This window comes from Pseudoalteromonas sp. NFXS53 (genome assembly GCF_056629255.1).
This window is the reverse complement of record NZ_JBWVBR010000008.1, coordinates 26,737-40,136: the sequence shown is the minus strand read 5'-3', so window position 1 is coordinate 40,136 and position 13,400 is coordinate 26,737. Positions and strand designations below refer to the sequence as shown.

The 13,400-nt window shown below is 38.9% G+C and carries 15 protein-coding genes; 5 read left to right on the top strand and 10 right to left on the bottom strand.

Annotated features, from left to right (window positions below; genetic code table 11):
• Nucleotides 1–87: 87 nt before the first annotated feature.
• The 3 genes from AC1HJP_RS10240 (at nt 88) to AC1HJP_RS10230 (ending at nt 4,591) form a co-directional block, all read left to right on the top strand.
• Nucleotides 88–1,032, top strand: coding sequence for a sodium-dependent bicarbonate transport family permease (locus AC1HJP_RS10240; protein WP_480361721.1), 945 nt, complete (start codon nt 88–90; stop codon nt 1,030–1,032).
• A gap of 152 nt (nt 1,033–1,184) precedes the next feature.
• A complete protein-coding gene (locus AC1HJP_RS10235; RefSeq protein WP_480361720.1) occupies nt 1,185–3,140 on the top strand; it encodes a HAMP domain-containing methyl-accepting chemotaxis protein in 1,956 nt (651 codons plus the stop codon).
• Nucleotides 3,141–3,235: 95 nt separating this feature from the next.
• Complete coding sequence (locus AC1HJP_RS10230) at nt 3,236–4,591, top strand: sensor histidine kinase (protein WP_480361719.1); 1,356 nt, start codon at nt 3,236–3,238, stop codon at nt 4,589–4,591.
• A gap of 88 nt (nt 4,592–4,679) precedes the next feature.
• Here AC1HJP_RS10230 and AC1HJP_RS10225 read toward each other — a convergent pair whose 3' ends face one another.
• From AC1HJP_RS10225 to AC1HJP_RS10200, 6 genes are all read right to left on the bottom strand, one after another.
• Nucleotides 4,680–5,111 carry a YtoQ family protein gene (locus AC1HJP_RS10225; RefSeq protein ID WP_404390337.1) on the bottom strand — a complete coding sequence of 144 codons (432 nt, stop codon included), beginning with the start codon at nt 5,109–5,111 and terminating at the stop codon, nt 4,680–4,682.
• Nucleotides 5,108–5,356 (bottom strand): DUF2798 domain-containing protein, encoded by a 249-nt coding sequence (locus tag AC1HJP_RS10220; protein WP_480361718.1) that lies wholly within the window; start codon nt 5,354–5,356, stop codon nt 5,108–5,110. Before AC1HJP_RS10220 ends, AC1HJP_RS10225 begins: the two co-directional genes overlap by 4 nt.
• A 72-nt stretch (nt 5,357–5,428) precedes the next feature.
• Nucleotides 5,429–6,139, bottom strand: coding sequence for a cytochrome c biogenesis CcdA family protein (locus AC1HJP_RS10215; RefSeq protein WP_480361717.1), 711 nt, complete (start codon nt 6,137–6,139; stop codon nt 5,429–5,431).
• Nucleotides 6,140–6,141: 2 nt separating this feature from the next.
• Nucleotides 6,142–6,525, bottom strand: coding sequence for a thioredoxin family protein (locus AC1HJP_RS10210; RefSeq protein WP_480361716.1), 384 nt, complete (start codon nt 6,523–6,525; stop codon nt 6,142–6,144).
• Nucleotides 6,526–6,668: 143 nt separating this feature from the next.
• The gene (locus AC1HJP_RS10205) at nt 6,669–7,502 is read right to left on the bottom strand and encodes a DUF6279 family lipoprotein (RefSeq protein WP_480361715.1); all 834 of its coding nucleotides are present in this window, start codon (nt 7,500–7,502) and stop codon (nt 6,669–6,671) included.
• Nucleotides 7,503–7,557: 55 nt separating this feature from the next.
• On the bottom strand, nt 7,558–8,565 hold the full coding sequence (locus AC1HJP_RS10200; RefSeq protein ID WP_480361714.1) for a S41 family peptidase: 1,008 nt from the start codon (nt 8,563–8,565) through the stop codon (nt 7,558–7,560).
• A gap of 109 nt (nt 8,566–8,674) precedes the next feature.
• Between AC1HJP_RS10200 and AC1HJP_RS10195 the strand changes: the two genes are divergently transcribed.
• The gene (locus AC1HJP_RS10195; protein WP_480361713.1) at nt 8,675–9,118 is read left to right on the top strand and encodes a hypothetical protein; all 444 of its coding nucleotides are present in this window, start codon (nt 8,675–8,677) and stop codon (nt 9,116–9,118) included.
• A gap of 5 nt (nt 9,119–9,123) precedes the next feature.
• Here the strand turns inward: AC1HJP_RS10195 and AC1HJP_RS10190 are convergent, their stop codons facing one another.
• Nucleotides 9,124–9,426 (bottom strand): hypothetical protein, encoded by a 303-nt coding sequence (locus AC1HJP_RS10190; protein ID WP_480361712.1) that lies wholly within the window; start codon nt 9,424–9,426, stop codon nt 9,124–9,126.
• Nucleotides 9,427–9,807: 381 nt separating this feature from the next.
• Nucleotides 9,808–10,014, bottom strand: a complete 207-nt coding sequence (cspE, locus tag AC1HJP_RS10185; RefSeq protein WP_058029451.1) for a transcription antiterminator/RNA stability regulator CspE — start codon at nt 10,012–10,014, stop codon at nt 9,808–9,810.
• Nucleotides 10,015–10,298: 284 nt separating this feature from the next.
• Between cspE and AC1HJP_RS10180 the strand changes: the two genes are divergently transcribed.
• The gene (locus AC1HJP_RS10180) at nt 10,299–12,461 is read left to right on the top strand and encodes an exonuclease domain-containing protein (protein WP_480361711.1); all 2,163 of its coding nucleotides are present in this window, start codon (nt 10,299–10,301) and stop codon (nt 12,459–12,461) included.
• On the opposite strand, the gene AC1HJP_RS10175 is transcribed toward AC1HJP_RS10180, so the two are convergent.
• On the bottom strand, nt 12,458–12,946 hold the full coding sequence (locus AC1HJP_RS10175) for a phosphatase domain-containing protein (RefSeq protein WP_480361710.1): 489 nt from the start codon (nt 12,944–12,946) through the stop codon (nt 12,458–12,460). The genes AC1HJP_RS10180 and AC1HJP_RS10175 overlap by 4 nt on opposite strands.
• An 18-nt stretch (nt 12,947–12,964) precedes the next feature.
• A complete protein-coding gene (locus AC1HJP_RS10170; protein WP_480361709.1) occupies nt 12,965–13,312 on the bottom strand; it encodes a metalloregulator ArsR/SmtB family transcription factor in 348 nt (115 codons plus the stop codon).
• Nucleotides 13,313–13,400 lie beyond the last annotated feature (88 nt).

The following is a 13,400-nucleotide window of genomic DNA, read 5'->3' as shown; positions in this document are numbered from 1 at the left end:
TTTATCTATAGGTGTATTCTTTAAGTTTAATTTTTATCAATATTAAGAGTCTTTTACAATGCCGCTCGTCGAAATTAAGGAGTGCTTATGCCAGATATCATCGTAATGTTTTTTATTCTTGGGCTCGTTGCGGGTTTATTAAGATCTGATCTTGCTATACCCAAAGCTACCTATGACACGTTAAGTCTGCTTCTCATGTTGACGATAGGTCTAAAAGGGGGGATAGCATTACATGGTAATGTGAGCTGGTCTTTATTACCGCAAATGTTGGCGGTTGTGTCGTTAGGGGCACTTATTCCACTGAGTTTATTCCCGATTTTAAGAAAGCTGATTGGCTTATCAATTGCCAATAGTGCAAGTATTGCAGCCCACTATGGCTCAGTAAGCGCCGGTACTTTTGCTGTAGCGCTGGCTTATGCCGAAACAAATCAATTAACAGTCGGTGCAGAAGTTACTCTGTACCTGGTATTGCTAGAGCTACCAGCAATTATTGTTGGTTTGTTGTTATTTAGAAGACTTTCTCAAGATACTAGCTCGCAAGTATCAATGAAGGCTTTGTGGCATGAAGCGTTAACGAACAAAAGTGTTATCTTGCTTGTTGGTGGTGTGTTTATCGGTTTAATGTATGGCGAACAGCAAGGGGCACAAGTAACAGGCTTATTGACCTCAAGCTTTAAAGTCGTGCTAGCGCTATTTTTATTAGAAATGGGTATTACAGCGGCGCAAACGTTAAGACCAATGCCATTTAAGTATTGGAAGTTGGCAATATTTGCCTTAACCGTACCATTTATCTTGGGCACTTTAGGTGTGTTTGTTGGGGCCGCACTAGGTTTAACTTTAGGCTCTATCGTTGTGCTTTCGAGTATTATGGCCAGTGCCTCGTATATTGCAGCACCAGCCGCAATAAAAGCATCCATTAAAGAGGCTGATATTGGTTTGGCAATGCTAAGTTCGTTGGGTTTGACCTTCCCGTTAAATGTGGTGATTGGTATTGGCGTGTACCATCAAATAGCATTGTGGCATCTTGCATAATCAATAAAGCTGGCATTGCCAGCTTTATTTCTAAAAAGTTAATTTTAATCAATATTATCCCGCAAAATTTAATATATCATCTATAGTTATAAAACTAGTCTTTTCATGGATATAAAATGCACAGGATGTGTTAATCACTGAGAGTCATTTTAATGTTTCAACGTCTAAAACTAAACGCCCAACTAAACCTAGCTTTTGGTTTAATGATTGCCCTGCTGAGTGTTGTGAGCATAGTGTCCTACTTTGCGTTAAGCTCTGGTCATGACAACTTTGTCGAATACCGAATGAACGCCAGAGATAGTAATTTATCTGGTCGAATACAAGCGAATTTATTGTCTGTTCGCCTTAATGCACTGAAGTTTTTAAAAGAACAAGACCAACAGAGTGTTAATCAACTTAACGAGCGATTTGTTTTGCTAAACGATCTTATTGCTCAGGGGAAATCTCAGTTTAAAGATCCAAATAAAATCCGTGTAATTAATGACATTCAATCTAAGGCAGAGCAATACAAAGATGCTTTTAATCAAGTGGTTCAATTGTTCGAACAAAGAAACCTTCTTGTGCAAAATGATTTAGATGGCAATGGCGCTGAGATGCGTAAAAGTATTACCAAGATAATTGATAGAAGTGCATCAATCAGAGATACTGACTTACTGCATAAGTCCTCAAAATTACAAGAAGCACTGCTACTTGGTCGGTTGTATGTCAGTAAATTCCTTATCAATAACTCTGTGGAAGAATATCAGCGCGCTTTAGATGAGTTCGATGAAGTGGCGCGAGAAGCAGATAAATTAAAAGCGGTATTAAGTAATAGCAGTGATATTGCTGCATTTAATGATTTTAAGCGTCGCTCAGAGGTATATGTTGAAGGCATTAAAAAAGTCCAAGATATCATTATTTCTCGCAACAACATCATAGAGAATTCATTGAATAAGATAGGGCCTGAAATTGCTGAGCAAATTGAGAGAATTAAGTTAGCTAGTAAAAGTCGACAAGATGAGATTGGTCCTGAATTACAAGCTGAGAGTGAATCTGCAATGGTGACAATTATTGTATTTTCACTGATTGTTATCGTGGTCGGTATCTTCTTGAGTTACTTCATTTCAAACCTCATTCGCACCCCCATTGGTGGTGAGCCAACAGAAATGGAGAAAATTGTCCAAGCTGTATCACAAGGTGACTTGACTTATCGTTTCCAAAATACCGGGAACGAGACGGGCATTTATTTAGCTATGCGCGAAATGGTCGACAGGTTAAATGCCATGATTGCGCAAGTGATGCAGTCAACGACTGAAGTGACCAACACATCAAAAGAATTGAATCAGATCACCACACAATCAAAAATAGGCGCAGAGCAACAGACTGATCAGTTAACACAAACAGCCACAGCGATGAATCAAATGGCTGCCACCGTAAATGAAATCACACAAAGTGCGCAAATGGCGGCTGACTCTGCAATGAATGCAGATAACGATGCGGTTTCGGGTAAAGAGGTTGTGCAAGAAACGCAACAAGCCATGGCTGAATTAGTAGAGACTATGCTCAATGTTAGCCAAACCATAGAAAACTTAGAAGCTGAAACGGAGTCAGTGGGGTCTATTCTTGATGTAATTAGAGGGATTGCAGATCAAACTAACTTACTTGCTTTGAATGCCGCGATTGAGGCTGCGCGTGCTGGTGAACAGGGCAGAGGGTTTGCAGTTGTAGCTGATGAAGTAAGGTCATTAGCAAGTCGGACTCAACAAAGTACTGAAGAAATACAGGTGATGATTTCTAAGCTACAAAATGAAGCAAAACGCTCAGTCGATTCTATGCGTGCAAATATGCAAGGTGTAGAGCAAACTGCTGAAAAAACGGCTAAAACAGAGCAAGTTTTAGAAACGATCTCTCACTCAGTTGGTACCATTAAAGATATGAATGTACAAATCGCCAGTGCATCAGAAGAGCAAAATGTGGTGAGCCAGCAAATCAGTGACAGTGTGCAAAACGTTAATGAGAAAGCGCATGATACGATGGAAGGGGCCGATCAAGCTTCTCAAATTGCAGATAACTTATCCAAACTTGCCAGTGAACTAGATGGGATTGTTAAACAATTTAGAGTGCGCTAGTTTAATAAAAAATTAACCATTTAAATGGTTTTTACTCAGCCTTAACGCAGTATCTCAACTATGCTTTTTTATATGCATACTTTGAGGTGCTGCTTATGATGTATGGTGTCGATAAAATTAATGCTTTTGCGCTAGCCATGTTGAACCAAGCTGAGTTAGATGATTTGCTTTGGTCAATTGCACAAGGTGTTGGCGAAATCATGGAGTTTGATGATTGCGTCATTTATTTGCGTAATGACGATAAACTTGTGCAAATGGCAGCTTTCGGTATCAAAAACCCCAAAGACAGAGAAATTTTTGAGCGAATAGAAATACCAGTGGGTGAGGGTATTGTTGGCACTGTTGCTTTAACGGGGGAATCTGAAATCGTCTGTGACACTCGTACTGATCCTCGCTACATAAATGATCAATATGATGGTTTGTCTGAACTTGCGGTACCTGTAGTCTATGAAGGAGAAACCATAGCTGTAATAGACTCTGAATCAAATAAGCCAAAAGACTATTCTGAATTTGAACAAGCCTTATTACAGGTGATAGCTAACATTGCCTCACCGCGTATTGCATCAGCGCAATACCAATTGAAATTGAAGCAAACACAAGTTCGTTTAGAAAGAAGTAACGATGAGTTAAAACATAGTTTAAATGAGTTGGCGAAGAATCAAGCTGCATTGATCCAATCTGAAAAAATGGCCTCTGTGGGTGTGTTATCAGCAGGGATTGCCCACGAGATTAATACTCCTTTGGGTTTTTCAATAAGCAATCTAAACACAGTCTTAGAAGACTTTTTGCCTGAACTAACCCAAGTAATTCAACGAGTAAAATCTGATCCAGACCTGCCTGCTTCGAGTAGGACCTTGCTTTATGACGAAGAGTTTAACTATGTGTTAAATGACTTATCAGCACTGACGCAAGAAACGTTAAATGGACTTAAATCAGCCAAACAGATAATGCTAGATTTAAAACGTTTTTCACGGGAAGACTCTGATGTTTTTATTCTCTCAGATATTAATAAAGGGATTGAGTCTACTTTAAATATTTTACGGAATGAGCTTAAAACAGATTGTGAAGTCACCCTTGATTTACAGCCTTTACCTGAGGTGCCGGTCAATATTGGTAAGCTCAACCAAGTGTTTATGAATCTCATCATGAATGCAAAGCAGGCGATTTCTGAGCGAGGAAAAATCGTAATTAGCACACTATTTATTGATGACTGGATAGAAATAAAAGTCAGTGATACAGGCTGTGGTATTCCAAGGTCACACCTAAAAGATATTTTCACACCTTTTTACACGACCAAGCCAGTAGGAGAGGGCACCGGACTGGGTTTAGCGATTTGCTATCGAATTATATGCCAAGAGCATAATGGTAAATTGAGCGTTGATTCTGACAATCAAGGTACTGTATTTACAATCCAGTTGCCAGTAAAAAATAAGGTTGAAAGAACGGCTTAAATTGCCCGTATTTAGAAGTAACACGTATGATAAATTTATGTTTTGCGCGGCATAAACCGCGCGATTGGCAATATGGCTTTATAAACCTTTAAACCAAAGTATATTCAATTAATTGAACAACTTGCTCAGTAGTGGTCGCCCATGCATGCGCAGAGCCATCGACTTCTTTGAGAGGATGAATTATAGATTCGTCGTGTAGAGTAATATACGGCTTTGATAGTGCAGCACAGAAACCGGCATCAAATGCGGCATTCCATTGTTTATATTTATCGCCAAAGCGGATCACCGCAAGGTCACAGCTTTTAATTGCATTTTGAATTCTGATGGCATTAACCTTTGCCGATTTGTGATCACGCCAAAACTGTTTTTCTTCTTCTCCCAAGCAATCGCCTGCGGCATCACTACTCTCATGGTCGGTATTTGCAGAAATAAATGTGACTGGTAAGTTTTTTGCTTTACACCCAGCAATAATTTGTTCGCGCCAATCAGTGTGAATTTCGCCAGATAAGTAAATTTTCATAATTGCTCCTCATGTGGTGTCGGCTGAATAATAACTAAGCTTACCAGTTTGTTGACGATGGGGGCGACAAGATTAATGGTTGGAAACGCCACAATAAACGCAAAAGCCCATGCTTTTAACCAAATAAACAGGACATTTTCAATAAAACCAACATTAAAAAGTGTAATGACAAAAGACATAATGCATGACATTAATAATGCCATAAAAAATGAAAAAACGAGTTTTTGGTACTTAGCAGAAATCATAAAAACGCTACCTTTGGCCAAAGAGACAGAAAGCCAAATTTGATTGGCTTTTTTTAATTTAGAATGGATTATTTAAACACCAGTCACCCATGAAGGTAAATAATTAAGTGCGATTGTTTCAAGCGTTTTATCAAACCCGGTTATGACCATGATAGCCAAAATAAGTAACAGTATTCCCAGCAACTTTTTTAGTTTCTCAACATTACTGAACACGTTTGGTCGGAATTTCTGTAAAACACTGGTCGAGATAATGCTGGTAATGATTAAAGCACTCGCAGTGCCTAAACCAAATAGAAATAGCACAGAACTCGCCATCAGTAAGTCTTGACCTAGTGATGCTAGAGCAATGGCTGCGCCGAGTGTTGGTCCAACGCAAGGCAACCACACTAGACCAAGCATCATGCCAATCATAAATTGATTGAAAGCACCGTCATGCTCACTGTGTTGTGTTTGTTGTTCTGGTGTCAACTTGGTTAATACTAAAGATAACCAATTCGCGACTTTAGGGATCAGTAAACTGATACCCATTAGTACGAGCATGACAGCACCAAACCAACGTAATACTTCTGGCGACAACCCAAGACTGAATAAAATAAAGGTTAACACACCACCTGCTAGTGCAAATGCGACACTCAAACCTAGTGCTAATGCAAATTGACCTTTTTTACCGCTATTTGATGATGAAGCCATCACGATTGGAACAAGGGGCCACACGCACGGTGAGAGTATGCTTAGCACACCAGCCATTAATGCTAATGGCAAAGAGACAAATTCAATACCCATGATTAAAACTTAAATGCGCTATTTAGTTTTTCTTCGATCACATCAAAACGTGTTTCGGCAACCGAATACCAAAACTGCTTGTCACCCTTGTATAAAAGCAACGTTGATTGTCTTGGAGCTCTAAATTTCTTTACCCACTGCTTATCGTTGTCATAATCAACAACAAGTACATGAAACGGTTTATCTGGGTTTTGCTCATGGTATTGTTGAAAAAGCTTTTGTTGTTTTTTACAAGTTGGGCACCAAGGGGCGTATACATCAATCATGATGACTGCATTTTGTGTTTGTAGTTCTGAAAACAGTGCTTCACTAAAAGGTTGTTTTTCAAACGCAGAGGCAGAAAATGCCATAAATAAGCTAATAAGACTGGTGAAAATATACTTCATGTTGCTCTCTCTAAAAGACTGATTAATTGCTCTAGTAGAGAGAGGAAGTGCGTTTTTTATTTCAAAAAAACATAAAAATATTTTTTAAACTAGGTTTGGTTATAAAAATCACTAAACAATTTATGAGAGATTAAAAGACAAACTTATTGTGACAACTCTGAAATATCATTAATTAAATCATCAATTTCACTTAAGAGGTGCTGTTTTTGTTTGTCAGTTAAACTTAGAAAAACCCCATATAAAAAATCGTGGTAGCTTTGACGGTTTTGGTTGTTCAATTTGTTTAGCTCGTCGCTTCGAAATGATTCAGGGTTTAGTAACAGTGATTTAAGTTTGCCTTGTTCTTTACTCTCAGACACAATATTTAATAACACTGTTTTGAGAGATGTTTGATAACGCGCTCGATAATCTGACCACAAATGAGATGTTGGCGATTGAGCAAGGTATAGTGATTTGACCATTTTGTGTTGAGACGAGGTGATGTTACCCAACCAATTTTCTAGTGAATTCTCTGTGCGAGTAAACCAACGTTTTTGGCGTTTTTCATCACTGAGTTTTGCTCGTTTCTCTTGTTTTTCCTTTTCTTGCTCTGCGAGTTCTTCGAACAGGTTGTTTACTTGTTTTTCAGTCAAATTAGGTACTAAAGAGACTAGGTCGGGTACAATTTCTGCACGAACAGAGTGCCAGTGCGCAATGATCTTATCGTTATGGTAGGCAATACGCGCTGGGGTGATATTACCTTGTTCGATGTCTTTTCTGATTTGTTTTAAATGGGCAATATAAGCAGGCAATTCGTTGCTTTTATGCCAATCAAGCCAAGTTTTAAGGTGCTCATCAAGTAGGTCTTCTTGGGCATCGTTTAATGATACATAATCGTCAACATACCAATAAGCTAACCAATCTGCGTTCTTATAAGCGAACTTAGTCGAGCAGCCTGTTAACAGTATGAGTAATAAGATTAAACAATGCTTTTTCATAAGTTTTCCTTTCGTGTCTACGTAGCTTTACGGTGTTAATTCCGTTTTAGATTACTTAAAGCTGTTGTTGCTTCTTTCCTAACTCGGATAACTCAATATTGATTTCATCAGTTAAAAATCGATTTTTAGTTTTTGATTTAATGTCTAGCAATGCTTTTTTATAGGCTATATCAAAGGCGCTGTCTGCAACTGTGTTTAAATCAGGTTGAACGCCTACACTTTCCCAATTTGTTTGCGTGATTGGGTTAATTGCCATTGAGGTTGGAACCGCTACCCGATGTGATGCACCTACCTCAAACCATTGCCAAGGGTTTGCACCGCCTTTGGTTTTTTCACCGATTAAGGTTGCACGCTTCAAGTGTTTAAAGTTATAGGCAAACTCTTCTGCAGCAGAAAATGTCTTTTTACTGGTTAGAATATAAACGGGAACGTCTTGTTTAAAAATGGCAGGTATATCTGTAAATGTCCAAAACTCAGTTCTAGAATCAGAAGGGCGCGAATAGAAGCTATTTAAATGTACTTTACCTTCAAGAAAGTAGCTACTTATTAGCTGCACCATTTCTGCGCTACCACCACCGTTATTTCTTAAATCTATGATGATTGCTTGGCTATCAGATACCAGTTGCATAACCGCAAAGACTCTTTTTCGTGATTTATCATTGACTGAATCGAACCCCCAAAAATCGATATAACCAACACCGCCTTTTAGATTTTTAACAGAGTTAAAACCAGAGTTACTCCTCGATAAACGGCTAAACCAGCTTTCTTTAGTAGGTTGTTTGTTCGTTTGGTCAGGCTTCTCTTGAAAAGAAAAATGCGCATCATGCTTCTCTAATGTCTCTGTTATTAGTGAGATAAATTTTTCATCTGAAAGAGGCGCGTACACCTCAGGGGAAAGCTTGGTTAAGCTGTTGTTGATACGCTCGACTTTATTTACATCGACATAGTTTTTAGCTATTTGTGCTTGTAGTGCAGCGATGAGCTCCGCTCTACTTGAGCCAATATTGCTGGCCGTTACCGACAAGCTTGTAAGTAATAGCGTTGATATTAACCAGTTTTTCATGTGTCTGCCTTTTTATTATTTAATGCTCAGACTTTGTGCAGAGATATTTGTTCATTTTTTTGCGCATAAATTGATAAAGTTCAACAATAGCACGGTTAGATTGGTTATAATGCCGCCAGTTCTTTCGGTTTTATTTCGTACTATGGCAATTACTTCTAAGCGTGGACATGGGCGTTTTTCAACAACGCTATTAGAAAATAATATTATCAGTGCAAAGTTATGTGGCAGCTTCAATGAAAGAGGGTGCTTTAACTATACAGAATCGGTCAAAAACATCGTTAAAGCACTAAATGGCGAGCCTTTTGCCATGCTGATTGATGATTTAGATCTTGAAGGTGGCACGCCTGAGGCGTATCAAACTTTGCAAGCCTACAATGTTTGGCTTAATACACAGCCGATTATTGCTAAAGCATTTATCGTCAATGACAGAATGACGAAACACATCATACTGCAGCGCTCCCCAGCTTTGCTTGAGCAAAACATTGCGTTTTTCGAAACCCATGAGCAAGCACAAACATGGCTAACACAGCAGTTATTACAGAAGTGTGGGTAATCGCATTAATTAAGTAGTTCGTTTATTGTACTTACCCAATTCTCTTGTTCTGCTAAAACAAATTCATACTGTTTGCCTGTGTTTAAAGTGACTCGCATCGCCTGCTCTGAAATCGGCAAAAATCCCGCCCCTTTGGCTAAACACTGCTCAACTTGACTTACTTCAGATAAGGCAATCTTTAGAGCCCCTAAAGATAAAGATTTGCTTGCAGGTTTGAAGCTCAAACCTTGATCATTTAAAGACAGTTGACCGTCAGAACGCATCGCGCCGATTTGAATAGTTGCAGGGCTTGTAAGTGGAGCAGTCATCTTATTCCTTTTCTAAAAATCATTTTTAAAATTTGGTAACTAGCTTAGCTGATCGTTTGAATACAAACCAGTACACTAAAACCAATTCTCGAAATAGAGTGTTGAATTAATAGTATTGGTATGAAATAACTAATTTAAGATATGGCTTACTTAATACCAATCCACAATAATACTTAATCAGTTTTAGTCCCTCAAAATAGATCACTTAATTAAGAGGATTTGTATAAAAAGTGAAAGCAGGTTTCTACATTATTCGAACACACGATTATTAATAAAGTGAGATGTTTAGATGGACTTCTTAATAGGGAAGGGGAATGACTTCTTTCAGGCACAAAAAAAGCAGACAATGTCTGCTTTCTTTCAGAGTATTTTAATTAAAAATTAAAGTACTACGATGTTCTCAGCTTGAGGACCTTTTTGACCTTGAGTTACAGTGAACTCAACTTTTTGGCCTTCAACTAGAGTTTTGAAACCGTCGCCAGAAATTGCACTGAAGTGTGCAAATACGTCTGCGCCAGACTCTTGAGCGATGAAACCAAAACCTTTAGATTCGTTGAACCACTTAACTGTACCAGTTACTTTAGACATAATCATATCCTAAAAAATATTGTAAAAATGTGCCCGAAGGCGGTATTGCTTGGAAAATAAAACTTGAACTTAAAGCTTCAGGACGAGTATTACGAGTAGTACAACGAAATGTAGATTTTAAATTTAGACTTTCTTTCTAGCTGATGAGTACTTTATAGGCAATGATTGAGTAAGTCCAGTTATTTCTTAAATTTTTTCTTGAGTGAACGTTAACTAGACAGTAACTGGACAGCTCAAAACATCTGAAATATGATAACTGTATTGATATACAGTTGTTGTTTGTTATGAAAGCCCTACCTGAAAAGTATTACTTGTCACATTTCAATGAATTAATGAATTTCTTGCGCTCGACAAGCATGCATCTATTCACTGATAATCAACGGCAGCAATTAGAAAAATTGTCTTTATTAAATGAATCAGCGCTGTGTTTGTTATTACGCATCGTAAATAGAAAAAGTGAGTTTGTTTTTAAAGAGCACTTAAACTATGACGAAATAACAGATGTTGAGCTTGCTCTCAGTGAGTTACTTGACGCTGAGCTAGTTAAGTTTGCAACTCATAAACCACCTCATGAGTTAGTTAAAGAACTTAAAAAACAAGACCTTCAGCAAGTATGTATTAATTCAAATCTCGAGAACACGCCGGTTAAATCAGCTAAGAAACAAGCTTGGGTAGAAGCGGTCTTGCAGCAAGTACAGCATATTAATGTGCAGCACTGCTCGGTGTTTAATCGTTATGTGTATTCTGATTTTAAGCCCATTTTTGAGCTTTGCTTATTTGTTTATTTTGGCAAATTGGGCGGCACACTTTCGCAGTTTTCCATGCGCGATCTAGGTGTTTTGAATGTACATGAAAAAGCAAATACACAAATAAACGCCCATTTTGACGAGCAAGAAGAAGCGCAAACCGCTTTTCATTTCTCTAAATTATTACAATCTTTAAAAACATTAAGTGACGATGAAAAACTGACATTGGCACACACCCTTGCAAGCTATGACTCTCCTAAACCAACGGGCTTTCAGGCCGAATCTAAATATAACACGCTGACCTATAAACTCGCCGTTTTTTGTCTGCCTGAGTATGCACAGCTTGCCACACAATTAATGATGCTTAGCGGTCATGTCAGTGCGCAAGAAAAGTTAGTGAGAACTTTATATGCTCAGGGCGATATAGAGGCATGTAAACAAAAGCTTGACGATATTATTGAACACTCAGCGGATGAAGGCTTATTAATTTTTGCCGAGGACTTTTCAAGAAGAAAGTTTGCTTCTGAACGTACTTCAATTTTAACAAATATGCTTAGAAGCGCTGGGGATGCCGTTGCATTAGATGAAGCATTTGTTGGCTCGCCGGAGCAGGGGCTGATAGATAACTTTGCTCGCCAAGGGATCACAGCGATCCACTGCGAGAATACTATCTGGCGTGCACTATTTTGTTTAACATTTTGGCCTGAACTTTATGAACATGAATTCAGTGGATTGAGTAATGAATTTTCTCGATTACCTAAACCTATAAAAGAAAATATCTTTTACGACATATTTGCAGCAAATATTGAAAAGCGTTTAGCTAGTTTTTCGAGCAATCATGATTTATACACTTGGTTGCTAAAACAAACCACGGCGCATTATGGCAAGCCTAATGGCTTTATTGCTTGGTATGAGAGCCTCTTTGATGAGCTCTCATTATTGGTAAAGCATGCACCCATTGAGGCGCTTTGTGCGCATCTTCGAGCCATGGCAAAAAACTACAAAGGGCTAAAAGACGGCTACCCAGATCTTATTTGTGTTAAAGACACAGAGTTGTTTTGTGTCGAAGTCAAAGCGCCGGGTGACAGTTTAAGGCGCAATCAACTGGTGACCATGAACCAGTTATTAAAAGCTGGTTTTGATGTCTCGATTAAAAAAGTCGAATGGCAAATTGACCCCGCCCAGCCTTATGTGATCATCGACGTAGAAACCACGGGGGGTAAAAAAGAATATGAACGAATTACCGAAGTGGCGATGGTTAAAGTTATTGGTGAAGAGATTGTTGAGCATTGGAGCTCATTAGTTAATCCGAACAAGCACATACCTAAATACATTACTGAATTAACAGGCATTGATAATCAGATGGTTCGCGATGCGCCAGAGTTTGTTGAGATTGCTGAGTACATAGCATCATTCACAAAGGGGTGTATTTTTGTTGCCCATAACGTGAATTTTGATATGGGTTTTATTCGCGCTGAGTTTGCGCGTTGCGGTATGTATTACAAGCGCGCTAAGTTATGTACCGTGTCACTCGGCCGTAAATTCATTCCGGGGCATAAATCATACTCTTTAGGCAATATCTGCAAAGATCTGGACATTAGCCTTGTCGGTCACCACCGCGCATTAAATGATGCGATGGCAACCGCTGAGTTGTTTATTATGATTAATCAAATACGCCAGAAAGAGTTTGATTTAAGTTAATAACGTTCAAAAAATGCAACTTGATCGGGCTTACTCAGCGCCTTAGGGCGCATTGCCTGTACTTTTTCTTTTGCTTCAGCTTTGCTGTAGCCCAACTCAACGAGCAATATGGCAATCATTAAGCCTGTGCGACCAGAGCCTCCCTTACAATGTACAGCGACAGTTGCCGGTGTATTCAGTAAAGTCAGCAGCGCTGATTTTTGCTTTTGCCAAGCATCAAAAAATCGTTCATCAGGCCCTTTATCATCAGAAATAGGTAATTGAAACCAAGTGATGTCTTGGTTAGCACAGACTTCACCAAGCGTAGAGGCATTATTTTCTTTAAGCTCTTCATTTGACATTAGCGTCACAATGGCACTGGCACCAGCCGCTTTCAATTGCGATACAGAGTCGGCTAAGTTCGCGTCTTTTATTCCTGGGCAAGGCGTAAACAAAAAACTAATGTCGTTTTTTACGGTTAATTTATCAAAAGGATGTAAAGACATAATTTTTCCTATCTAGAGTTATGGGCAACAAGCTGAAACACGGGTTGGTCTGTCACCCATTTCATTTAAGCGCGCCAAATCATTTGCTAAAAAGTCAGGGTTATTCTCTGTGGTACTGCTCAGCACTGTTTTAGCCCACTCAGGAAGTTCGCTATTAATGCTGTAAAAGACCCATTGACCCTGACGCTTGTCGGTAAGTAATCCGCACTTTCTGAGTTGCGCCAAGTGACGCGATATTTTGGGCTGGCTTTCTTCAAGCGCTGCCATTAATTCACAGACACACAGCTCTTGCTCTTTCTCTATGAGCAGCAAGCTTTTCAAGCGAGTTTCATCTGCAAGACATTTATAAAATTGTACAGGTTCCATAATTTTCCTAAGCCTTTGATAGCAAGCTTCAACTCGTTCGCTTAATTAAGAGGATTGGTATAAAAAGCTTTTAAAACAAAGTGCGCTT